The organism is Sporosarcina sp. FA9 (assembly GCF_051550205.1).
In the GTDB taxonomy this organism is placed as follows: domain Bacteria; phylum Bacillota; class Bacilli; order Bacillales_A; family Planococcaceae; genus Sporosarcina.
Genome location: NZ_CP188819.1, coordinates 2,558,856 through 2,581,925, shown reverse-complemented (window position 1 = coordinate 2,581,925; position 23,070 = coordinate 2,558,856). Strand labels below are relative to the sequence as shown.

The window sequence follows — 23,070 nt, the reverse complement described above, 5'->3', positions numbered from 1 at the left end:
TAGTGAGCGCAGTAATTGTACAAGCGTTTCGCTTCAATCAGACCATCTTATTTGGATAACGATTTCAAAAGAATTGGAGGTGAATAGTTTGGAGTTATATTATCAAGAGTATGGCGATAAGAATGCCCCGCTAATGGTATTTTTACATGGCGGAGGAGTAAGTAGTTGGATGTGGGACAAGCAAATTCAATATTTCACTAACTACCATTGCGTTACAATGGATTTACCAGAACAAGGGAAAAGTAAACATATGAATCACTTTTCAATACGAGAAAGTGCAGAAAAGATAAATGAGTTAATAGAAAAAATAGCGAACGGAAAAAAAATAATCATTATTGGATTCTCATTGGGTGCACAAGTAGCTATTCAAATGTTGAGCTTAAATACGACCTTGATTCATCTTGCCGTCATAAACAGTGCATTAGTAAGACCCAATGCGTTTGTAAGAAAAATAATTGGACCTTCTATAAAATTAACCTTCCCGTTAATTCGTAATAGATACTTTTCAAAACTCCAATCAAAAACACTTTATGTTAATGAGAAATACTTTGAAACGTATTACAAGGAAAGTACCCAAATGAAATCAGATACCCTTATTCGAATACTAGATGAAAATATGTCATTTGAAATTCCGAACGATTTTAATAAAGCACAGGCTAAGATATTAGTTACCGTTGGTGAAAAAGAAAAAGCAATAATGACAAAATCTGCACTCGATATTGTTTCGAACAATTCAAATTGTATAGGAATTATTCTACCGAATGTTGGTCACGGAATATCATTGATGAACCCTGATTTCTTTAATCAAATGATTGAAAGTTGGATAGAGGAAGATGCATTGCCACAAAATGCAATAATAATAAAGGGAAAGTAAGTGCACTTTCACAACCAACACAAAAACGGAACTACTTATATTAAATAGTTTAAATGTTTTCTTGATATAGGGCAAGAACCGCAAATTGATCCAAGCTAGGAATAGCAATACTCCTAGCTTTTTTTGTTGTAAAAATAAACATTAAAAAGTTTCCTATATCCTTCTCGGCCTAGCCACGCACTTGCGCTTTATTTGTGAAGAATCGGGATAATTATTTTGTCACAATAATTTAATTGTCCACAATTCAGCCAAACTTCCGTCATAAAGTCGTCTCCAGATAGTCAACAATTGGGCATACATACTTCATATTTAGCACTTAGTTAGACGCTATACTTGGGTTGCAGTGAAATAAACTTTCGTTCAGGCAATATTAGAATACTATTTCAAATATTTATTGAAAGGAATGTATGCGACGTGGATGTTCTTGAATTATCTAGATTACAATTTGCTTCAACAACTATTTTCCATTATCTATTTGTACCTATGTCAATAGGTCTTGCATTAATTATCGCGATAATGCAAACGATTTATTACCGGACCGGAGACGAAAAATATAAAAAAATGACGAAGTTTTGGGGGCAGTTATTCCTTATTAACTTCGCTGTTGGTGTTGTAACAGGTATTTTACAAGAATTTCAATTTGGTATGAACTGGTCCACCTATTCCAGATTTGTGGGGGATGTGTTTGGCCCGTCATTAGCCATTGAAGGGTTACTTGCTTTCTTTATGGAGTCTACATTTATTGGCTTATGGGTTTTCGGTTGGAATCGATTGCCAAAACGAATTCATCTACTTTCAATTTGGCTTGTTTTGTTCGGAACGGTTCTTTCTGCGTTTTGGATTTTAACCGCGAATTCATTCATGCATCATCCTGTAGGATTTGAATATGCGGATGGAAGAGCGCAGATGAATGACTTTCTAGCCTTATTAACAAATCCTCAACTTTGGGTACAGTTTCCGCACGTGCTAACTTCTGCATTTGCGACAGGTGCCTTTTTCGTCGCTGGAGTGAGTGCATGGAAGATTAGTAAGAAACAACAGACGGACATGTTTAAAAAGTCGTTTCGAATTTCGATTATCATCGCGTCGATTTCAACAATGGGTGTTCTTCTAATCGGTCATCAGCAAGCCTTGTTTTTAATGACGAGCCAACCGATGAAGATGGCAGCGGCTGAAGCGTTGTATGCAGATAGCCCAGATCCAGCTCCCTTTACAGTCGTGGCAAAAATAAACACGACAGACGAAGTAACAACAAATCAAATTCAAATACCTTATATGTTGAGCATCTTGTCCTTTAATAAATTCAGTGGGCAAGTTGAAGGAATGCACGAGATCCAAGAACATTATGAAGAAAAATACGGACCTGGTAATTATATTCCACCTGTAAAAACCGTGTTTTATAGTTTCCGAATTATGGTGTTGACGGGCACAATTATGCTTTTAGTCGGATTATATGGATGGTTCTTGTCGCGGAAAAAGAGGCTTGAAGAAAAGCCGCGATTTATGAAACTGATGGTGTTTGCCATTGCACTGCCGTTTATCGCAAATTCGTTTGGATGGCTTATGACAGAGATGGGGCGTCAGCCGTGGGTTGTCTTTGGTGTTATGAAAACAGAAGACGCGGTATCACCGAACGTCACATTTGGAGAAGTACTGTTTTCACTCATTTCGTTTTCAACGATGTATGCGATATTAGCCGGCGTACTCGTGTATTTATTTGTCCGAACGATTAAGAAAGATGCAAGTCTAGATGAACTACCTACTACGGATTCAGTGGACCCATTTGATAGAGAGGATGACGAAGATGCAATTAAGTGAGTTGTGGTTTATTCTAATTGCTTTTATGTTCACCTTATTCTTCGTACTAGAAGGATTTGATTTCGGTGTCGGAACTGTCGCAAAATATCTTGGCAAAAATGATTATGAAAAAAGAGTCTATCTGAATACAATTGGCCCATTTTGGGATGCCAACGAAGTGTGGTTGATATCTGCAGGAGCCGCGATGTTTGCAGCGTTCCCACATTGGTATGCAACTTTATTTAGTGGCTATTATATCGCCTTTGTGTTCATGTTGCTCGCGTTAATCATACGAGGGGTAGCCTTTGAGTTTCGAGGGAAAGTTGAACACCCTACGTGGAGAAAAGTCTGGGATTGGGCGATATTCCTTGGTAGTAGCATACCACCGATACTTTGGGGTGTAGCACTGACCAATTTCATGACGGGCGTTCCAATTGATGAAAACAAAGAAATGCTTGGGGGCTTTTTACAATTGCTCCATCCATTCGCATTGCTAGGTGGGGTCATGTTCCTACTCCTTTGTATTGTCCATGGACTTCAGTTTATTTCGATACGTACAGAGGGCGAACTGAAAGAACGTGCCAAAAAAACGTCTAGACGATTTGCTCCATTGGCGTTAATCGTGTTGCTTGCATTTGCTGTTGTTGGCCTTTTGAAAACAGACATTTTCACGGCTCATGGAACCGCATGGATTGCACTTCCACTATTCGCATGGGGGGCCCTGTTGTTTTCTAGCATTCTAAATGTGAAAAATAGAGATGGATGGGCTTTCTTCTTTACATCACTTACGATGTTGCTCTTAGTAGCCAGTGTCTTTATCGGTTTATTCCCGAGGGTCATGATCAGTACACTTGGCGCGGCGAATGATTTGACGGTTTACAATGCGTCATCGGGAGATTATTCGTTAAAAGTAATGAGTTATGTATCACTTACGATTATTCCGTTCGTATTAGCTTACCAAGGATGGAGCTATTACGTGTTTCGTGAACGTCTCAAAGGCAAGGACGATTTGGAGTACTAATGGAACGGAAAAAAGGACTTCCATCCTATCCTGGTAGCCGTTCACTATATATAACATTAGCCGTATTAATTCTTTTCGAGGCGATTGCCATTGTTCTTCAGGCAATTTTTCTTGCACGGAGTGTAACGTTTTTATTCCAAGGAGCAGCCGTGCAAACGATTGGGAAAGACATAAGCTTCTTTCTCCTCTTCTTTCTCATTCGTCATGCGCTGTCCCATGTTCAGCAGATTTTTGCAGAACGATTCGCGGTTCGAACGACGACAGCATTGCGTGAAAAATTAGTCTTTGCATACTTTAAATTAGGCCCTCGGTTTGCACAGACGAAGGGAACTGGACAACTTGTTACGCTTGCAATCGAAGGAATCGAACAAATTAAAACCTATTTAGAAATAGCAATACCACGGATGATACGCACGTTCATTATCCCTGCTGTGCTCGCACTATACATTTTCACTTTGGATACAACGTCATCCATTATTGTGATTGCCACGGTTCCGATTATCATTGTGTTTATGATTTTGCTTGGAATGGCGGCGCAAAAAATGGCGGATAACCAGTATGATACGTATCGTGTGTTATCGAATCATTTCATGGATACATTAAAAGGTTTGGAAACGTTAACGTATTTAGGTAAAAGCGAGAAGCACGAGTGGAAAATTGCGCGCGTCAGTAAACAATACCGAAAAGCGACGATGAAAACATTACGCGTAGCATTTCTTTCATCGTTTGCCCTCGATTTTTTTACAAGCTTATCGATTGCATTTGTTGCTGTAAATTTAGGCTTTCGATTAATTGAAGGAACGTCGCTTCTCCTTCCCGCCTTAACGATTCTCATTTTGGCGCCTGAATATTTCCTGCCAATACGCCAAGTCGGAACCGATTACCATGCGACATTGGACGGACAAATTGCTTTGGTACAAGTTGAAGAGATTATTAAAGAGCACGAAAAAAGCATTGAACCTATAGTGGGTTCAAAGCCTGTTTGGACGACATCCAGTCAATTGACATTTCATGAAATAACAGCAAACGGTGATGACTTGGAGAAGCCAATTTTAAATCGTCTTCAATTTTCCTGGGAAGGGAATGGGACCATTGGTATTGTAGGTGAAAGTGGAGCGGGAAAATCTACATTCATTGATATCATTGCAGGCTTTTTACAACCATCAAGCGGCTACATTGAAGTAAATGGACAACGTATGTCTTCGCTGATGTCGACGGATTGGGCGGAACAAATTGCTTATATTCCACAACATCCTTATATATTTCCGACATCGATTAAAGAAAATATTCGTTTTTATGAGCCAGATGCAACAGATGAGGAAATCGAACGTGTTGTAGATGAAATCGGTCTTGGTCCATTTATTGAACAATTACCTGGTCGACTACATGAGCAAATTGGTGAAGGTGGTAGAGCGCTCAGTGGAGGCCAGGAACAACGTATTTCGATGGCACGTGCACTTCTAAGTAAGCGTCCGGTACTTTTACTCGATGAACCGACAGCGCATCTAGACATTGAAACAGAATTTGAAATTAAGCAATCGATGCTCCGACTCTTTGAAGGGAAACTTGTGTTTCTAGCTACTCACCGAATTCATTGGATGAAAGAGATGGATCAATTAATCGTCTTAAAAGATGGACAACTCGTTGAAAAGGGTACGCATGAGGAATTACTCAAAACGAAAGGAACGTACGCAGAACTAATTAGGCATGATAGCGGAAGGAGAGAAACCTTGTGAGAACTTGGATTACACCATATGTGAAGCAAAACCGTGGACGCATGTTGCTCACCGTTCTATTTGGTGCACTAGGTGTCGGATCAAGTGCGATGTTATTATTCATCTCCGGGTATTTAATCTCGAAATCAGCTCTTAGGCCAGAAAACATTATGGTTGTGTACATTCCGATTGTTGCCGTTCGAATGTTTAGTATCAGTCAATCGTCTATGCGTTATTTAGAACGATTAATCGGACATGATATTATTTTACGAATCGTAGAGAAGATGCGTACACGGTTGTATAAGGCGCTTGAACCACAAGCATTGTTTTTGCAGTCACGTTATAAAACAGGGAATTTACTCAGTATGTTGTCCGATGATATCGAGCATTTACAAGATTTTTATTTGAAAACAATCTTTCCAAGTATATTGTCTTTGTTCGTTTATGGAATTTTAATAGGGGTTCTCGGTTTATTTGATTGGGTCTTTGCGATACTGATGGCACTTACATTAGGTGTCATTGTGTTTCTAATTCCATTTTTATCTTTCAAGATGACTAGGGGAAAATACATTACGTTAAAAAACCAGCGAAATACGTTATATGAACACTTAACAGATGCTGTTTTTGGATTATCGGACTGGATTGCAAGTGGTCGTACCGAATCCTTTTTAGCGAACTATCGAAATGAAGAAAAAGCCCTTGTTAAAACTGAGAAAAAAATCCAAGGTTTTCGACATATTCGCAGTGGATTTATTCAACTAATCATTGGGGGTTCTGTTGTACTGATGATTATTTGGACAGGAAATGAAGCGAGTACAGGGAATATATCACCGACACTTATTGCGGCTTTCACATTGATGATGCTGTCCATTACAGATGCGCTTGCTCCTTCATCTGAAGCCATTGAACAGATTCCGACCTATGAAGAATCTCTAAGCCGTTTGAAAAAAATCGAAGATGTGGTAATCCAAAAGAATCCACAAATCATAAAAGTAGCATCTTCTCGTACGTCAATGGTTCAATTGGAAGATGTTTCGTACAGTTATCCAGAAAGTAATGAGACTGTTATAAAAGGTGTATCTATAAGAATTGAAGCAGGAAAGAAAATTGCGATTTTGGGGAGAAGTGGCGTAGGAAAGTCGACACTGTTGAAACTACTGACAGGGGCTCTTCAACCAACGACTGGAACTGTGTTACTAGCGGGTCAAGAAGCAAACCAAGCGTTATTATCAACAACCCTTTCTATTTTAAATCAGAAATCACATCTCTTTGATACAACGGTTGGTAATAATATTCGGATTGGTCGGCCTAATGCTACTGATGAAGAAATTTGGGATGCTGTCAAACAGGCTCAACTCCATCGCTTACTTTCCTCTTTACCTCTAGGTCTCAAAACACCCATGGAAGAAATGGGGCATCGCTTTTCAGGGGGGGAACGTCAACGGATTGCGTTCGCACGCGTTCTTTTACAACAAACACCGATTGTTATTTTTGATGAACCAACCATAGGTCTGGATCCGAAAACAGAACATGCTTTGCTGCAAACAATGTTTTCTGCTTCCCAAGACAAAACAGTAATTTGGGTGACACATCACTTAGCTGGGATTGAACAAATGGATGAAATTATCTTTTTAGAAGAGGGGGGCATTGCTCTCCAAGGAAATCATGAAGAACTGCTTACTTCATCGAAAAAGTATCGGGTTCTATATGAAATGGATAAAGGAATATAAAAAATAGCGTCTAAGTGGGAAGACCCCATCTTAGACGCTGATTTTTTATACTTTTTCTGTTTTTTCCGCTACGTTTGCACTTTCAAAAGTGGCCATTTCTTTTATCATATTCACAGCAGACAGTAAAATTGGATAGGCTACTGCCGCACCTGTACCTTCGCCGAGGCGCATATTTAAATTCAATAAAGGTTCTTTTTGTAAATGATTGATCGCAACAATATGACCTGGTTCAGCCGACTGATGCGACAATGTCATATAATTTTCCACTCCGGGTGCAAGTAACTTAGCGACACAAGCCGACACCGTAGAAATAAAGCCATCTAGAAGAATTGGAATTTGTTTTTGAGCTGCGGCAATCATTGCACCTACCATTGCTGCCATTTCCAGTCCGCCAACTTTCGAAAGGATATCAATTGCGTCCTTTGAATTTGGCTGATGTAAGGCAATCGCTCTCCGAACAACTGCTATTTTGTTTTCATGTTGTTCCTTAGAAATACCTGTACCAAAGCCAACAATTGAAGCTGGATCCGCACTTGTAATCGCTGATAGAACAGCACTGCTTGTGGTCGTATTCCCAATGCCAACTTCACCAATAATTAAACACTTTACACCACTCTCAATAAATAGATTGGCTTCTTCAAATCCAATCTTCACTGCTTTTTCGACATCTTCAATTGTCATTGCTAATTCAACCGTAAAATTTCCAGTACCTTGTCGAATCTTTCTGGCAATTACTTCTTTTTCACTCACATCTGTCGCTACGCCGATGTCCACGATTCTGAAGTCAGCTCCAATTTGTCTGCCAAACACATTGATTGCCGCTCCGCCATTCACCATATTCGTCACCATTTGTCTCGTTACGTCTTGTGGAAAAGCGGATACACCTTCATTCACAATCCCATGGTCTGCAGCAAATACAATGATGCCAGGCGGTGTAATATTTGGGTACTGGTTACCGGTCATTTTTGCAAGGTCAATCGCAATATCCTCCAGTCTACCTAAACTTCCTGAAGGTTTCGTTAAAGTTTCGATATAATTTGCTGCGGTTTCTCCTACATTCTTATGTACGGATGGAATGTGTAAATCTATCAATAAAATCTCCTGCTCTCTATTTAATATTAATTATTTCACAATATATTATAGTTGAATCCCAAAAGTACTTCGTAATATCTGATCTTTTTCATCTGAAGATAAATCCTTTTTTTGCTGAACACCATTTTCCGTAATAATCAACAGTGAGTCGGATATTGTTTTTCTACCCAAGGGAGTTGCAACAGTAACAATATCTGTATGTGTGAAAGAGGATTCTTTTGCAACTTGGTTAAAGACACAGCCTTCATGGAAGTCGATCAGCTTTTTCGGTTGTGTAGTGAAGCGATATAATATTCTCTCTACGTCGTTTCTCTTTTGAATCAAATCATAAAAATCATTTTCTTGTTTTTCAATTTTATAGGTACCGCTCACATCCGTGCGTTCGGCTCCACAAAGCGGTATCGGCAGTACTGTAGAATCACCAAATCCAACATCTACTAAATAAGGTTTATCGAGCTGGATAATAATCGCTGCATGAGTGTCTGTTTTTGCCCACACCCCATTCATTCTTCGAACAGTTGCAGATAATAACGAAGCTTCATACCCTAGCTCTGTTAATAAGCAGTGGAAGAGCCCGTTTAATTCGTAACAATAACCACCGCGATTTCGGGAAACCAGCTTGTCGTATATTGTAACCAAATTTAGATAAATGGGGATTTTTCTTATGACATCTAAGTTTTCAAAAGGAATATGCTGCATATGTAATGATTGGAGTTCTTCCAAATTCTGAAGTGAGCAGTTCGTATAATGCGATGCATTAATTCGTTTTAAGTAATTTTTAATGTTCAATAAAAATACATTCCCTTCCACAGCAATTGTATTGGTGATTCTAGTTTAGCATGTATTATTCTCTTTTGTATTTCTATAAAAAATACCGTAATCTATTGAATTAGATTACGGCATATATATTGATTTTTGAAAAGAATATTATCATTTTGAAAGGTCTAGTGTTGGTAGGAACACCTTTCCATTTTTTAAGATAGAGGTCATTTGTTTGTTAATTTCGTCTACTGGAATAGGTCTACCAAAATAATATCCTTGCATGTCAAAACAGCCTAGCTCTTTTAACCTATCGCTTTGCATTTTAGTCTCAACACCTTCAGCAATTAATTGCAATCCAAGTCTGTTTCCAAGCTCAATAATGGTTTTAACAATAGCTTCACTTTTAGGATCTTCATTTAGTCCAGAAATAAATTGGCGATCAATTTTAATTTGTTGAACTGAAAAATGTTGTAAGTAAATAAATGCAGAATATCCAGTGCCAAAATCATCAATTGAAATTTCAAAACCTAAACAATTAAGCTCGTTCATTCGATCTTTCACTGCATGAAAGTCTTCTAATGCAACATTTTCGGTGATTTCCAGTACTAACTTTTTGGTAACGACACCTGTTTCTTGAGCACATTTAATTAAATAAGAAGGAAGGTCGGGATGAAGGAAATGCCTTGGCGATAAGTTAATAGAAATAGTCAAATGGCTTCCAAACTTCTTTTCCCATCGTTTAAGTTGAGTAAAAGCCTCTTTAATTACCCATTCACCTAAGGGTATGATAAGACCTGTTGACTCGGCGAGCTCAATAAAGTCACTTGGGAAAATTAAGCCTCGTTCAGGATGTTGCCAACGAATTAAAGCCTCAAAACCTACAAGTTCTCCTAATGATCCATTTACTTGAGGTTGGTAGTAGAGATGAAACTCATTTTGGTTCAATCCATTTCGTAAATTCATCTCCGAAAACATTGTTTTTTCCATATTTACTTGCATATCGGGATTAAATATACCTTGAGCTTCCCGAGATGATTTTTTTGAACTTGTTTCAAGTGCGACTTGTGAGGTTTGAATACCTTCTCTAGCAGAGGTGAAGTGATCTGGATAAAAAGATAATCCGTAACTGTACGTCACAAAAACTTCTTGTCCACAAATATCCATAGGTTGTTTTAGAACATCCAACAATTGAGTCAAATACAAATGCCCAGTAACGTTGCCAAATTCAACAGGGGAAAAGATAATGAAATGATCGAATCCTAGCCTTGCGGTAATCGCTGGTTCAGGAAAAAATCTTCGCAATCGCTTTGCAGTTTCTTTTAGAACCTGTTCTCCTATTTCGTGTCCAAGAACACCTTGGATATGTGTGAATTGGTCGATTTTAAAATAAATAATAACTCCTTTATCCGAATGCTTAAAATCATTAATTTGTTGATTTACTAGATTTGTGTATGAATGTTGATTATGTAGTTCTGTTAATGTATCCGTAAAAGCAAGTGCATAAATATGTTTTTCCGTTTCAATCCTGTGCAATCGATTAAAAACAAACGCAATCATATCTGTTATTGATGCAATGATAATCTTGTCTAAAGATGACCATATTCTATCCTTCTTAGTTTCACAGCAAAGCATACCTCCAATACCTCTACTTAAAATTATGGATGCATCCAACATAGAATTTATACCTTCATCTTGAAAATAATCTTTTTTAAGTTCCTTAACAACAGAATTTGTATGCACATTATCAACAGCAAGTGTGCGTTCTTGTTGAATGGCTTTAAAATAAGTTGGGAAATCGTTCGAATTTAGTTTTTGTCCACTTTTATGACTTCTTGTTCGGGTACTGAAAATGTTTTGTGCGATGAGAACAGTCCAATCCTCATTGAATAGCCATATACTAACTCTTTCACAATCCATAATTGTGGAAATTCGTTCACATAAATCCTCTAAAACAGACTTCATTGAATCAACGGATAAATTCAATTGCTTTGCGTGAGAAAAGAGTAGTTCTTGTTGTACTAACATATTTTCAAGCATAGTAGTATCCATTTTCAACTTTTCTATCATTTATTGTTTGACCCCTTTTTTCTCTACTTATATTTGGTACAGCCTCTATAGTTTAATATCGGTTTAAGAATAGTAAAATCAATAGCTTTGTATGGTGTTTTTTTACAAATAAGATTATTGAACATGCCAGTTTTTTATTCACTAAAATCTAATAGAATTAGCCTTCATAATAAATTAGCTAAAACAGTATATTAGGAGAAAGGGGAGATTCTTATGAAAAAAATGAACGTTGAAAGTTTTAACTTAGACCATACGAAAGTAGCTGCACCATATGTGCGTTTAGCAGGTACGAAAGAAGGAACTCATGGAGATGAAATATATAAATACGATCTACGTTTTACACAACCGAACAAAGCATTTATGAAAATGGATGCACTTCACTCTATCGAGCATTTAATGGCGGAAAATATACGCAACCACTCAGACAAAATTGTCGATCTTAGTCCAATGGGTTGCCAAACCGGATTTTATTTGTCAGTAATTAATCATACGGATTATGATGATATTCTTGTGATTTTAGAAAGGACATTACAGGATGTCCTTTTAGCAACAGAAGTTCCTGCATGCAATGAAGTTCAGTGTGGATGGGCCGCAAACCACAGCCTACAAGGTGCGAAAGACTTGGCAAATAATATGTTAACGAAAAAAGATGAGTGGCATCAAGTGTACAAAGAGGAAGAACATTAAATATTATGTAAAAAATATTACATGAAGGACCACTAGTAATGCCAGTCCGCGTAGCAGTTATTCCCAATTAGATGTCTTAATTTATTAAGCTCTAGAGAAATTTCATTAATCTACAATAGTATAAAAAATTGGAATTCCAAAAATTATATTAATCTTAAATTAAATAAACGTAACAATTAAACCATCCGGGTTTAGGATGGTTTTTTTATATGGATCAGCATTAATTAACAGTTCATATAACTGTACCGCATACTAACGTTAATAAACTGTTATATGAATTACTTGGATTGCATATGTTATCTAAGGAGGGATTTGGATGTCAAGAGTACAAAATTCGGATGATGAAGAACGGATGGCCAATTTTATGCTGCGAATTGAAGCGGGAGATAAGATAGAAGCGGATGATTGGATGCCTGAAGAATATAGGCTGACGTTAATTAAACTGATTTCTATGCATGGCATAAGTGAAATTATGGGGGCACTTCCAGAGAAAGAATGGGTACCGAAGGCCCCAACTCTTAGCCGGAAGCTTGGTATTATGGCAAAGGTTCAAGATGAAATGGGCCATGGTCAGCTCCTTCTTCGCGTAACAGAAGATTTACTTAAACCTTATGATAAAAATCGTGGCGATATAATGCAGGATCTATTTAACGGGGATTTGAAGTTTCATAATGTTTTCCATATGGAAACTAAAACATGGGCGGATGCAGGAATCATCGGATGGCTCGTTGACGGAGCAGCAATCATTACGCAAACAAATATGCTGAAAGCTTCTTATGGACCATATGCCAGAGCTTTGCAGCGAATTTGTGCAGAGGAAGTTTTTCATGCACAGCATGGTGAATCCATTATTATGGCATTGGCAGAAGGAACGAAAGAACAAAAAGAGATGATCCAAGAGGCACTAAATCGTTGGTGGGAAGCATTGCTTATGTTTTTTGGCCCTGCAAGCAAAGAAATAACTGGTTCGTCCAAGCAAGATTTAACGATAAAATATAAAATACGCACAAAGACAAACGAAGAATTCAGGCAAATCTTTTTCGATAAATATATTCCACGAATTTTATCACTGGGATTAACAATTCCAGATCCAACAATTCATTTAAACGCTGAGAGTAAAATGTGGGAGTATGCGCAGCCAGATTGGAAAGAATTTATTAAAATCATTCGAAATGGTGGACCTCGTTCACAGGCACGTCTGAATTTGCGACGAGATTCTTATGCAAACAATGAATGGGTCCGTGATGCATTAAGTGTGACGGTAAGCTGAAGAAAGGGGGCAGATGTTAATGAGCAAAGAGAAGTTATTTTATCAAGAATATGAAGTGTTTAGCAAACGAACTCCTAGTTCATCTTTTCAGCACCAATTCAGTTTACTGGCTCCAAATGAAGACATGGCATTCATAATGGCGCAGGAAAATTTCATGCGCCGTGAACCGGTTGCGGATATTTGGGTTATCAATCGAAAACACATAAGAAACATGGATGAAGAAGAAAAGTTAACGCTTTTCCGACTTGACAATAAGGATTATCGGACAACAAAAGGGTACGGATATTTAAGGAAAAAATGGCGAAAATACGAACAGCAAGTTCTGGATGAAAAGGAAATCTTGTCATGGGGAGGAGACCGTAAATGAGTACTGCAATTGACATAATGAGTGAGGAGCATAAAAAAGCAGTAACTACTTTATTGTTTCAACTCGCAGACGATGATTTTATGTACTCTTATCGGGGTTCTGAATGGTTAGGTCTTGCCCCACATATTGAGGAAGATGTCGCATCCTCATCAATCACTCAAGACAGCATGGGCCATGCAGCAATGTTCTATAAACTTTTAGAGGAATTGGATATGGGTACAGCCGATGATTTAGCTCATTTGCGTGTGGTATCCGAAAGAACGAATTGCATTTTAACAGAAAGGGTAAATGGCGAAGGGGTTTATATGGAAACACCAAAATATGATTGGGCTTACCAAGTCGTTCGTAGTTACTTCTATACGCAAGCAAAAAAGACTAAGATTGATTCTTTGTGCCAAAGTTCATACACTCCTCTTTCACAAGTTGCTGTAAAAGTGAAAATGGAGCTTTTCTATCATAGGCTACACTGGGAAACGTGGTTTAAGCAATTAATGGGTTCTACTGAAGTCGCAAAAGTAAAGATGAATAATGCTATAAAACTCGTAATGGAAGACTACGGAGATGTCTTTTCTTTTGGTAATCAAAAACAGTTCATTGAAAAATATCAATTAATCGCTAGCGAAGAAGTATTGAAAGAAAATTGGGCCGCAAACATTCGGCCGGTATTTGAAAAACTAGGAATTGAATTGCCTCTGATTCCAAGTAGTCCAGCTAAAAACGGTCGAAACGGTGAACATACAATAGATTTGGATGAAGCACTACGTACACTATCTGAAGTTTACAGGTCTGATACTTTAGCTATTTGGTAGAAAGAAAGAGGGGTATTCATTGATTACATCCGAGCGAGTTTATGAAGAGCTATTGAATGTAAAAGACCCTGAGATTGATTCAGTGAGCATTATAGATCTAGGGATGGTTGAAAATGTTGTTTCCGATGGGGAAAACGTAAGCATTGTATTGCTTCCGACTTTCTTAGGATGCCCCGCACTAGAATTTATTAAGAAAAATACAATTGATGCAGTGCGAAAACTACCCGGTGTGAAAAATGTGGAAGTCGAATTTGTTTATCACCCACCATGGACATCAGATCGAATTACCGAAAAAGGTCATGTGGATTTAAGAAAAATTGGAATAGCACCCCCCCCACGCCATTTTGAAATGGATGGATCATGGCATGTAGATTGTGCGTATTGTGGTTCAACGTATGTCACGATGGAAAATATTTTCGGACCAACGGCGTGTAGAAGTATCTTGTATTGTAAGAGTTGCAAAAATGTTTTTGAAGCAATGAAACCAGTTTCAACACTAATGTAAATGGAGGAGAAATGAAAATGGCCAAGCTAATCGCATTGTATACACATCCCGAAAACAAAGAGGAATTTGATGAGCATTATTTTAATGTCCATGGGCCCCTAACAGAAAAGATTCCAGGTCTTCTAGAAATGAAAGTGACAAAGATGACCGGTTCTCCAATGGGCGGTGAAGGTAAGTACTACCTCATGTGCGAAATGTTTTACAACGATATGGAATCGCTTAATGCGGGGCTTCGTTCGGCGGAGGGAAGAGCATCTGGAAAAGACTTGATGGGTTTTGCGAGTGATCTTGTCACGCTAATGATTGGTGAGGATGCCTAATGAGTCCTTTCGAGTTCATTGAAACTTCAATTTCGGGAAATATTGCTTTTATTGAACTCAATCGACCCCGTCAGTTAAATTCGTTGAATCGACTGATGGTACATGAAATTGTTGTTGCGATGGAAAGCTTTGATTGCAATGATAGTGTGCGAGTAATTGTGCTTACGGGCAAAGGACGTGCTTTTTCAGCCGGCGCGGATATCGGAGAAATGTCGGATGTCACCCCAATAAGTCTTGAGCTGCTAAACCAATTTGCAGATTGGGATCGACTAGCTCTTATTAAAAAACCAATCGTTGGTGCTGTAAAGGGATTTGTTTTTGGTGGGGGATTTGAGTTGGCTCTTTGTTGCGACTTAGTAATCGCTGCTATGGGTACAGAATTTTCATTCCCAGAAGTGGGTCTTGGAGTTATGCCGGGTGCAGGGGGAACACAACGTTTAACAAAACTTGTTGGTCGTACAAAGGCTCTGGAATGGCTATGGACGGGTGAGCGTATTGCCGCAGAAACTGCTCTCAAATATAGCATTATTAATAAAATTGTGCACACTGACTTGTTAATGGAGGAAACAATGAAAATGGCCGAAAGAATTGCAAAACAACCTCCACTGTCAGTACGACTTATTAAAGACTCCGTCAATAAAGCGGTAGATACTTCCCTGTTTGAAGGAATGCAATATGAAAGAAAGAATTTTTATCTTCTATTTGCATCTTTAGATCAGAAAGAAGGAATGAATGCGTTTATTGAAAATAGAAATCCTAACTATACAGGAAGTTAAGGAGGCAACCAGATGTATGACACAATTCGTTACGAAGTCATTGAAGGAGTTGCTTGGCTTTATTTAAATAGGCCAGAGAAGTTGAATGCGTTTACTGCGCTTATGAATAAAGAAATTGCGAATGCGTTAAAGATTTCTAATTCGGATGATGAAGTTCGTTGCATTGTCATAACTGGAGAAGGTAGAGCATTTTGTTCTGGGCAGGATTTGTCAGAAGTCGATGAAACCATGGATTTTGGTCAAGTATTAAGGGACCATTATGGCCCAATGATTAAGCAAATCAGACAATGTGAAAAACCGATTATCGCAGCAGTGAACGGTGTGGCTGCTGGTGCTGGGTTCAGCTTAGCGCTTGCTTGTGATTTTAGATTAGTTTCGGAGAAAGCAAGTTTTTTAAATGCATTCGTACATGTCGGTCTCATTCCGGATTCAGGAAATTTGTTTTATTTATCAAAACTTGTGGGTCATGCAAAATCTCTTGAACTATCCATTTTAGGTGAAAAGGTAACTGCGGTTAAGGCTGTGGAGATAGGACTTGCAAATCGTTTGATTTCCATAAATGCATGGAATGAAGAAGTAACTGCATTTGCAAATCGTGTTGCTGGATTGCCGACAAGGGCTATTGGTTTAATAAAGCAAGCAATGCATGCGGCTGAGAATCTATCATTTGAAGATTACTTGGAATTTGAAGCTGGGGGGCAACGAATTGCAAGTCTTACGTATGACCACCGCGAAGGTTTGGACGCATTTATACAGAAGAGAAAAGCTAATTACATTGGACGATAAGGAGAGTGTGGCAGATGACGACAACTCGTGAAAATGAAATTGAACAAGAGAATATGAAGCGTGAATTTTACCATATGATCATAAATGGGGAAAAGGTCAAAGGGAGTACGGGGGAAACAATTAAATCCTATAACCCTGCAACTGGGGAACTCGTCGCTGAAATTGCTAAGGCGACAAAGGATGATGCTGAAAAAGCAGTGGAGGCAGCACGGGCTGCATTTGATACTGGCAAGTGGAAAAAGTTCCCGGTGGGGCGGCGCTCAAATGTGTTAAATAAGATTGCTGCAATTATGCGGTCTCGTTTTAACGAACTTGTTGAATTAGAGGTTTTAGACACAGGCAAATCACTTCACGCAGCACAAGGTCAAGTTACGCAAGCAATTGAGGATTTCGAGTTTTATGCGGGTGCAATTGTAGGACATAGAGGCGCAGTAAATAATGTACCTGGTCAATTCCACAACTATACAGAAAAAGAACCGGTAGGAGTGTGCGCGCAGATAATTCCATGGAATTATCCACTGATGATGGCTGCATGGAAAGTAGCTCCGGCGATTGCTGTCGGTTGTTCAGTTGTTTTAAAACCAGCTTCCTTAACGCCGATTACAGCTATAATTCTAGGGGAGATATGTCTTGAAGCCGGTGTTCCTCCAGGTGTCGTAAACGTGGTGACGGGTTCGGGTTCTGAAATTGGCAATTACTTAGTTGAACACCATAATGTAGACAAAGTTGCCTTTACAGGTTCAACTCCGGTAGGAAAAGATATAATGGCATCGGCTTCACAATCATTGAAACGAATTACACTGGAGCTTGGCGGCAAATCGCCTAGCATTGTATTTGAAGACGCGGATATCACATCAGCAGTAGATGGGTCTTTATTTGGAATTTTTTACAATTCAGGTCAATCATGCGAAGCCCGATCACGACTTTATGTGCACGAATCGATTTATGATGAATTTATGGATTTGTTTGTGGAAAAAGCAAAGAAGCTGAAGCTTGGTGATCCATTCAATAAAGGTACACATGTCGGAGCAATTATCGACCAAAACCAACTTGAATCAATCGATAACTACGTCCAATCTGCACAAAAAGAAGGTGCTAACGTATTGGTTGGCGGAAATATCGCAAAACCTGAAGGGCATGAAAATGGATTTTGGTATGAACCAACAATTATTGCAAATGTGAATCATGATATGGAAATTGTAAAAGAAGAGGTTTTCGGACCCGTTGTTGTTGTGATGAAATTTAAAGATGAAAAAGAAGCAATTCAATTAGCAAATGATACAGATTTTGGACTTGGTTCCGCCATATGGTCTAAGGATGGTGCCAGGGCAACACGAGTCGCAAATCAGATCCAAGCGGGAATCGTCATGATTAACTGCCCATTCTCCGCATTTCCAGGAACGCCGTTTGGAGGCTACAAGCAGTCCGGATTTGGGCGTGAGTTGTGCATTGAAACATTAGATCTTTACTCGGAGACAAAGTCCATATTATCTTACTATGGTAGCCGTCCGTTGAATCCATTTGGCTTGTGAAAAACTGTAGCGATAACGGACTGAGAATTTCATCCTGGCCCGTTGTTTCACATTCACAAGTACGTTTCTAATAAACACTTAACGATATACTTGAAGAGAGTTTGAACTAAAGAAAGAGTGGATATTTTTGACCAACACACAATCAATGGTATTTACAATATTTGGTGATTATATTCGTCGTTATGGTGACAAAGTATGGATAGGAAGCTTAATTCGATTATTAAAAGAGTTTGGACATAATGACCAATCGGTTCGTGTAGCTGTATCTAGAATGATGAAGCAAGGTTGGTTAACCTCCGAGAAAATAGGAAACAAAAGTTATTACTCAATGACAAAGCGGGGCGCACTTCGATTAGAAGAAGCGGGTAGTCGTATTTTTAAATTGCAGCCTCATGATTGGGACGGCAAATGGCGTATGCTTTTGTATACAATTCCAGAGGAAAAAAGACAGATTCGTGATGAGCTTCGTAAAGAATTATTATGGAGTGGATTTGGTAGTTTTTCAAATGGATGTTGGATTTCGCCGAATAATCTGGAGAAAGAAGTTGTACTACTCATCGAGAAGTATGATTTACAATCGAATGCAGATTTTTTTCTCTCGGAATATGTAGGTTTGCAATCGAATAAAGTGCTAGTAGAGAAAAGTTGGCCCCTTGAAGAAATCGAAGCGAAATACAAAGTATTCATTGCAACATACAGTGAAAAATACAATATCCATCAGAGTATGATAAGTGATGATCGAATGACGGATGCGGAATGCTTTGTGGAACGAACTAAGCTCGTTCATGAATATCGTAAATTCCTATTCATAGACCCTGGTTTACCTAAGGAATTACTAGCTGAAATTTGGAGTGGCAATCATGCTGCGCATTTGTTTGAGCAATATTACAAATTACTAGCAAAGCCTGCCAGTGACTTTTTTGAAGAAGTTTTTAAAGAAGATAACGATATGAAACACTAAGACAAACTTATGATGAGGACAATCATCCATTAATAATAGGTTGAATTGATAGTAGAACAGTAAGGATTCTCCAACGGAATCCTAGCTGTTTTTTGTTCGGTCATATCTACTAGTTAGAAAGTACCGACTACTCTGATGTTTCAACGACTATCGTATTACGGATTGGTAATACTACGTTATAAAAGTGTTATATGATGCGTGCTAATTTAGATATAGGTAATCCTTTTAGTGATTTAGACTATGTCCTTTGAAATACCAATTAGGAAATAGTCTTTATTTCGGTTCAACAACATATTTAAATAGAGGTGAATCGATGAGGCTTGGGATGGAAATAGGTAGAGTAGAAACAATTGAGATTATCGTTACAGAGGATATGTTTGCTTCGTTTGAAGGTGAAGTAGTCCACCCGGTCTACTCGACAGTGGCAATGACGTACCATATGGAATGGGTTTCCCGTAAGATCATCTTGCCATTTCTAGAAGTGCACGAAGAAGGGATGGGTGCATCAGTGAATCTACAACACTTGGCACCTTCTCCACTTGGTTCTGCCGTGACGCTCACAGCTACATTAACTGCACTCCGAGGTAATGTTGTATGGACAAAAGTTGTGGCAAAGAACTTATTTGGAGTGATTGGAACAGGTGAGGTCAAACAAGTAATTATGCCCAAGAAACAGATAAAAGAAAGATTGGATGAAATAACAATCGTAATTAAAAAGGATCATAGTTAGTCAAAGTTCAGGGGGCAATTGGATGAAGATGACGGAAAAGGATTCTCTACTTAGTGATTTTGAACTCTTCGATAAAATGAAAGAGCATGAACAAGTTGTTTTTTGCAATGATCCAGCCACGGGATTACGTGCAATTATTGCAATTCATAACACGACGCTTGGACCAGCACTAGGCGGTTGTCGTATGCAACCATACAATAATGTAGAAGAAGCATTGGAAGATGTTTTGCGGTTATCAAAAGGAATGACTTATAAATGCGCTGCCGCCGATGTGGATTTCGGTGGCGGAAAAGCAGTTATTATTGGTGACCCGAACAAAGACAAAACACCAGAGTTATTTCGTGCATTCGGGCAATTTGTCAATTCATTAGGTGGTCGTTTTTATACAGGTACAGATATGGGTACTACGATGGAAGATTTTGTGCACATGATGAAAGAGACGACTTTTGTCAGCGGTTTACCTGAAGAGTACGGCGGTGGCGGTGATACATCCATCCTGACGGCTGCAGGTGTGCTCTTTGGGATTCGTGCGACAAATCAGATGCTATATGGTAGCGATGATTTGGGCGGGCGAACATACGCCATTCAAGGCCTCGGTAAAGTTGGATTTAAAGTTGCGAGTAGTTTACTTGAGACAGGTGCCCATATAATTGTAGCGGATATAAATAAAGATAGTTTGAAAGGGATAGAAGAGAAGGCGTTAACGACATCTGGAACCGTCACAGTTGTGGCAAATGATGAAATTTATTCCCAAGCGGCGGATATGTTTGTTCCATGTGCATTCGGAGGCATTATTAACGACAACACGATTGAGCAATTTATGGTGAAGGCGATTGTTGGGTCTGCAAATAATCAGTTACTACATGAAAGTCATGGTCAATTACTCCAGAAAAAAGGAATACTTTATGCACCGGATTACATTGTGAATTCAGGTGGACTTATCCAAGTGGCCGATGAGATCTATGGGATTAATCATGAGCGTGTGCTTAAGAAGACCAAACAAATATACGAAGCAATTTTGGGGATTTTTAAGGAAGCTGAAAATCGTGGCATTACTACAATAGAATCTGCAAATGAAATGTGTGAAAAAAGAATTGCGATGCGAGGGAATCTTAATAACTTTTATGCAGCATCCGTAAAACCAAAATGGAAGTTTACTAACTCTTAATGGGGGCGGGTTTTAGTGGAAAGCGACTTTCCAATAAAAAGAATAATAGATAATGATGGTTTACTTGTTGACAAAAGTTTCGAAAAAAAGATTGATGAAAAATTGGTGAAAGATCTATATTACAATATGGTGCGTATTCGAACATTCGATCGAAAAGCGATTCATTTACAAAGACAAGGTCGTCTTGGCACGTATGCCCCATTTGAAGGACAGGAAGCTGCGCAAGTAGGTAGTGCACTTGCACTTAAGCCTGATGATTGGGTTTTCCCGACTTACCGTGACCACGGAGCAACATTAACTTTTGGCGCGGACATGGTGCGAGCGTATTTGTATTGGAATGGGCGAGTAGAGGGATGCGTGCCACCTGAGGGGAAGAATATTTTTCCGCCTGCTGTACCAATTGCAACACAACTACCCCATGCTGTAGGTGCTGCATGGGCAGAAAAAAGAAAAGGAACGAAAAATGCGGCTATCGTTTATTTTGGGGATGGGGCTACGTCAGAAGGAGATTTCCATGAGGGATTGAATTTTGCGAGTGTTTTTAAAGTGCCTGTCGTATTTTTTAACCAGAATAACGGGTATGCCATTTCAGTTCCAATTGAAAAACAGATGAATTCTGCAACGATTGCCCAAAAATCCATCGCGTATGATATGCCAGGGATTCGGATTGATGGAAATGATTGTTTTGTTGTTTATTTTGAAACAATTAAAGCCTTTGAAACTGCACGAAGTGGGCAAGGACCGACGCTGATAGAGGCTGTGACATGGAGAATAGGTGCTCATACAACTGCGGATGATCCGACGAAATACCGTCCAAAGGAACAAGGAGCGAATATCGTTGACCCACTTGTAAGATTGGAAAGGTTTATGAAAAACTACGGCTATTGGGACGAACAGTCGATAGAAGATACACATAATAAGACAACAAGCGAAATTGACGCAGCTGTAGATGAAATGGAACGTTTCCCCGCTTCTAATGTCGAAGATATTTTCAATCACGTATATGAAAAAACACCAGCTCATCTAATCAATCAAAAAAAAATGTATTTTAAACATTTAAAATGGATTGTCCGATGACTACCCATTTGATTAAATCAAAAAAAAGGAATGAAACAATGAAGAAAATGACGATGATTCAAGCCATTAATGATGGGATGCGAATTATGCTCGCTGAAGATAATCAAGTCATCCTTCTTGGTGAAGATATCGGGAGAAACGGTGGGGTGTTTCGTGCAACGGAAGGACTTCAAGAGATTTATGGAGAGGACCGTGTTGTAGATACCCCACTCTCGGAAGCGGGTATTATTGGAACATCGATTGGTCTAGCAGTAAACGGATTTAGACCAATTGCTGAAATTCAATTCCTAGGATTTATTTATCCAGCATATGAGCAAATTATGACGCATGTTTCAAGAATACGGATGCGTTCGATGTCTCGCTTTACGATCCCGATGGTCATACGAGCACCTTATGGAGCGGGAATTCGGGCTCCCGAAATCCATTCGGATAGTACTGAATCCTTATTTACACATATGCCTGGCATAAAGGTTGTTTGTCCATCCACTCCGTACGATGCAAAAGGGTTGTTAATTGCAGCTATTGAGGATCCAGACCCGGTGCTCGTTTTGGAGCCGATGAAAAATTATCGCTTGAAAAGGGAAGATGTTCCAGTCGATAAATATACGATAGAAATTGGTAAAGGAAAAATCGTTCGTGAAGGGACAGATGTAACAATTATAGCTTGGGGAGCTATGGTTGCAATCGCCGAAAAAGCAGCTGAACAGGCAAAACAAAAGGGAATTAGTTGTGAAGTAATCGACCTACGAACACTTTATCCGATTGACCAAGATATCATTTCTGAATCTGTACAAAAGACAACACGAGCTGTCATCGTTCATGAAGCACATCGCACAGGGGGGCTTGGTGCCGATATTGTTTCAATTATTAATGATACGGCATTTCTTTCTTTACGTGCTCCTATTGAGCGGGTAACTGGATTCGATGTGCCAGTTCCATTCTTTTCACTGGAAGAACATTATCTTCCCACAGCTGCTCGGGTAGTAGAAGGAATTGAAAAAGTCGTTCATTTTTAAGGGGGAAA

Annotated in this window: 21 protein-coding genes and 1 pseudogene; 19 read left to right on the top strand and 3 right to left on the bottom strand. The window is 38.9% G+C overall.

The features are described 5' to 3' along the window. The first annotated feature begins 88 nt into the window (after window positions 1–88). The 5 genes from ACP8HH_RS12875 to cydC all read left to right on the top strand — a co-directional run bounded on the left by ACP8HH_RS12875 (window position 89) and on the right by cydC (window position 7,137). Window positions 89–874, top strand: a complete 786-nt coding sequence (locus ACP8HH_RS12875) for an alpha/beta fold hydrolase (RefSeq protein ID WP_438311910.1) — start codon at window positions 89–91, stop codon at window positions 872–874. 414 nt (window positions 875–1,288) lie between these two features. Then, window positions 1,289–2,692, top strand: coding sequence for a cytochrome ubiquinol oxidase subunit I (locus ACP8HH_RS12870; protein ID WP_438311908.1), 1,404 nt, complete (start codon window positions 1,289–1,291; stop codon window positions 2,690–2,692). After that, window positions 2,679–3,692 carry a cytochrome d ubiquinol oxidase subunit II gene (gene cydB / locus ACP8HH_RS12865; RefSeq protein WP_438319170.1) on the top strand — a complete coding sequence of 338 codons (1,014 nt, stop codon included), beginning with the start codon at window positions 2,679–2,681 and terminating at the stop codon, window positions 3,690–3,692. Before ACP8HH_RS12870 ends, cydB begins: the two co-directional genes overlap by 14 nt. After that, on the top strand, window positions 3,692–5,428 hold the full coding sequence (gene cydD / locus ACP8HH_RS12860) for a thiol reductant ABC exporter subunit CydD (RefSeq protein ID WP_438311906.1): 1,737 nt from the start codon (window positions 3,692–3,694) through the stop codon (window positions 5,426–5,428). Before cydB ends, cydD begins: the two co-directional genes overlap by 1 nt. After that, window positions 5,425–7,137, top strand: coding sequence for a thiol reductant ABC exporter subunit CydC (gene cydC / locus ACP8HH_RS12855; protein WP_438311903.1), 1,713 nt, complete (start codon window positions 5,425–5,427; stop codon window positions 7,135–7,137). Before cydD ends, cydC begins: the two co-directional genes overlap by 4 nt. A gap of 45 nt (window positions 7,138–7,182) precedes the next feature. On the opposite strand, the gene cobT is transcribed toward cydC, so the two are convergent. The 3 genes from cobT to ACP8HH_RS12840 all read right to left on the bottom strand — a co-directional run bounded on the left by cobT (window position 7,183) and on the right by ACP8HH_RS12840 (window position 11,058). Further along, window positions 7,183–8,229, bottom strand: a complete 1,047-nt coding sequence (gene cobT, locus ACP8HH_RS12850; RefSeq protein ID WP_438311901.1) for a nicotinate-nucleotide--dimethylbenzimidazole phosphoribosyltransferase — start codon at window positions 8,227–8,229, stop codon at window positions 7,183–7,185. 45 nt (window positions 8,230–8,274) lie between these two features. Beyond that, window positions 8,275–9,018: an arylamine N-acetyltransferase family protein gene (locus ACP8HH_RS12845; protein WP_438311898.1), complete on the bottom strand. Its 744-nt coding sequence runs from the start codon at window positions 9,016–9,018 to the stop codon at window positions 8,275–8,277. A gap of 141 nt (window positions 9,019–9,159) precedes the next feature. Beyond that, a complete protein-coding gene (locus ACP8HH_RS12840) occupies window positions 9,160–11,058 on the bottom strand; it encodes a sensor domain-containing phosphodiesterase (protein WP_438311895.1) in 1,899 nt (632 codons plus the stop codon). Window positions 11,059–11,271: 213 nt separating this feature from the next. On the opposite strand from ACP8HH_RS12840, the gene ACP8HH_RS12835 reads away from it, so the two are divergent. The 14 genes and pseudogenes from ACP8HH_RS12835 (at window position 11,272) to ACP8HH_RS12770 (ending at window position 23,062) form a co-directional block, all read left to right on the top strand. Further along, window positions 11,272–11,745 (top strand): S-ribosylhomocysteine lyase, encoded by a 474-nt coding sequence (locus tag ACP8HH_RS12835; RefSeq protein WP_438311892.1) that lies wholly within the window; start codon window positions 11,272–11,274, stop codon window positions 11,743–11,745. Window positions 11,746–12,061: 316 nt separating this feature from the next. Then, window positions 12,062–13,015, top strand: coding sequence for a 1,2-phenylacetyl-CoA epoxidase subunit PaaA (gene paaA / locus ACP8HH_RS12830; protein ID WP_438311890.1), 954 nt, complete (start codon window positions 12,062–12,064; stop codon window positions 13,013–13,015). A gap of 19 nt (window positions 13,016–13,034) precedes the next feature. Next, window positions 13,035–13,382, top strand: coding sequence for a 1,2-phenylacetyl-CoA epoxidase subunit PaaB (gene paaB, locus ACP8HH_RS12825; RefSeq protein WP_438311887.1), 348 nt, complete (start codon window positions 13,035–13,037; stop codon window positions 13,380–13,382). After that, window positions 13,379–14,191 carry a 1,2-phenylacetyl-CoA epoxidase subunit PaaC gene (gene paaC / locus ACP8HH_RS12820; protein ID WP_438311885.1) on the top strand — a complete coding sequence of 271 codons (813 nt, stop codon included), beginning with the start codon at window positions 13,379–13,381 and terminating at the stop codon, window positions 14,189–14,191. The genes paaB and paaC overlap by 4 nt, the downstream gene beginning before the upstream one ends. Window positions 14,192–14,213: 22 nt before the next feature. After that, on the top strand, window positions 14,214–14,696 hold the full coding sequence (paaD, locus tag ACP8HH_RS12815) for a 1,2-phenylacetyl-CoA epoxidase subunit PaaD (RefSeq protein WP_438319168.1): 483 nt from the start codon (window positions 14,214–14,216) through the stop codon (window positions 14,694–14,696). Window positions 14,697–14,713: 17 nt separating this feature from the next. Further along, window positions 14,714–15,016 carry an EthD family reductase gene (locus ACP8HH_RS12810; protein WP_438311883.1) on the top strand — a complete coding sequence of 101 codons (303 nt, stop codon included), beginning with the start codon at window positions 14,714–14,716 and terminating at the stop codon, window positions 15,014–15,016. Beyond that, on the top strand, window positions 15,016–15,792 hold the full coding sequence (locus ACP8HH_RS12805) for an enoyl-CoA hydratase/isomerase family protein (protein ID WP_438311881.1): 777 nt from the start codon (window positions 15,016–15,018) through the stop codon (window positions 15,790–15,792). Before ACP8HH_RS12810 ends, ACP8HH_RS12805 begins: the two co-directional genes overlap by 1 nt. A 12-nt stretch (window positions 15,793–15,804) precedes the next feature. Beyond that, window positions 15,805–16,578, top strand: a complete 774-nt coding sequence (locus ACP8HH_RS12800) for an enoyl-CoA hydratase-related protein (RefSeq protein WP_438311880.1) — start codon at window positions 15,805–15,807, stop codon at window positions 16,576–16,578. 14 nt (window positions 16,579–16,592) lie between these two features. Continuing rightward, complete coding sequence (locus tag ACP8HH_RS12795; protein WP_438311878.1) at window positions 16,593–18,110, top strand: aldehyde dehydrogenase family protein; 1,518 nt, start codon at window positions 16,593–16,595, stop codon at window positions 18,108–18,110. A 145-nt stretch (window positions 18,111–18,255) separates the two neighbouring features. Next, a pseudogene (paaX, locus tag ACP8HH_RS12790) lies at window positions 18,256–19,115 on the top strand (phenylacetic acid degradation operon negative regulatory protein PaaX). A gap of 269 nt (window positions 19,116–19,384) precedes the next feature. Then, window positions 19,385–19,801, top strand: a complete 417-nt coding sequence (locus ACP8HH_RS12785; RefSeq protein WP_438319166.1) for a thioesterase family protein — start codon at window positions 19,385–19,387, stop codon at window positions 19,799–19,801. Window positions 19,802–19,823: 22 nt separating this feature from the next. Next, window positions 19,824–20,969, top strand: a complete 1,146-nt coding sequence (locus tag ACP8HH_RS12780) for a Leu/Phe/Val dehydrogenase (RefSeq protein WP_438311876.1) — start codon at window positions 19,824–19,826, stop codon at window positions 20,967–20,969. A gap of 15 nt (window positions 20,970–20,984) precedes the next feature. Next, a complete protein-coding gene (gene pdhA, locus ACP8HH_RS12775; protein ID WP_438311875.1) occupies window positions 20,985–22,046 on the top strand; it encodes a pyruvate dehydrogenase (acetyl-transferring) E1 component subunit alpha in 1,062 nt (353 codons plus the stop codon). Further along, window positions 22,043–23,062 carry an alpha-ketoacid dehydrogenase subunit beta gene (locus tag ACP8HH_RS12770; RefSeq protein WP_438311873.1) on the top strand — a complete coding sequence of 340 codons (1,020 nt, stop codon included), beginning with the start codon at window positions 22,043–22,045 and terminating at the stop codon, window positions 23,060–23,062. The genes pdhA and ACP8HH_RS12770 overlap by 4 nt, the downstream gene beginning before the upstream one ends. The last annotated feature ends 8 nt before the right edge of the window (window positions 23,063–23,070 follow it).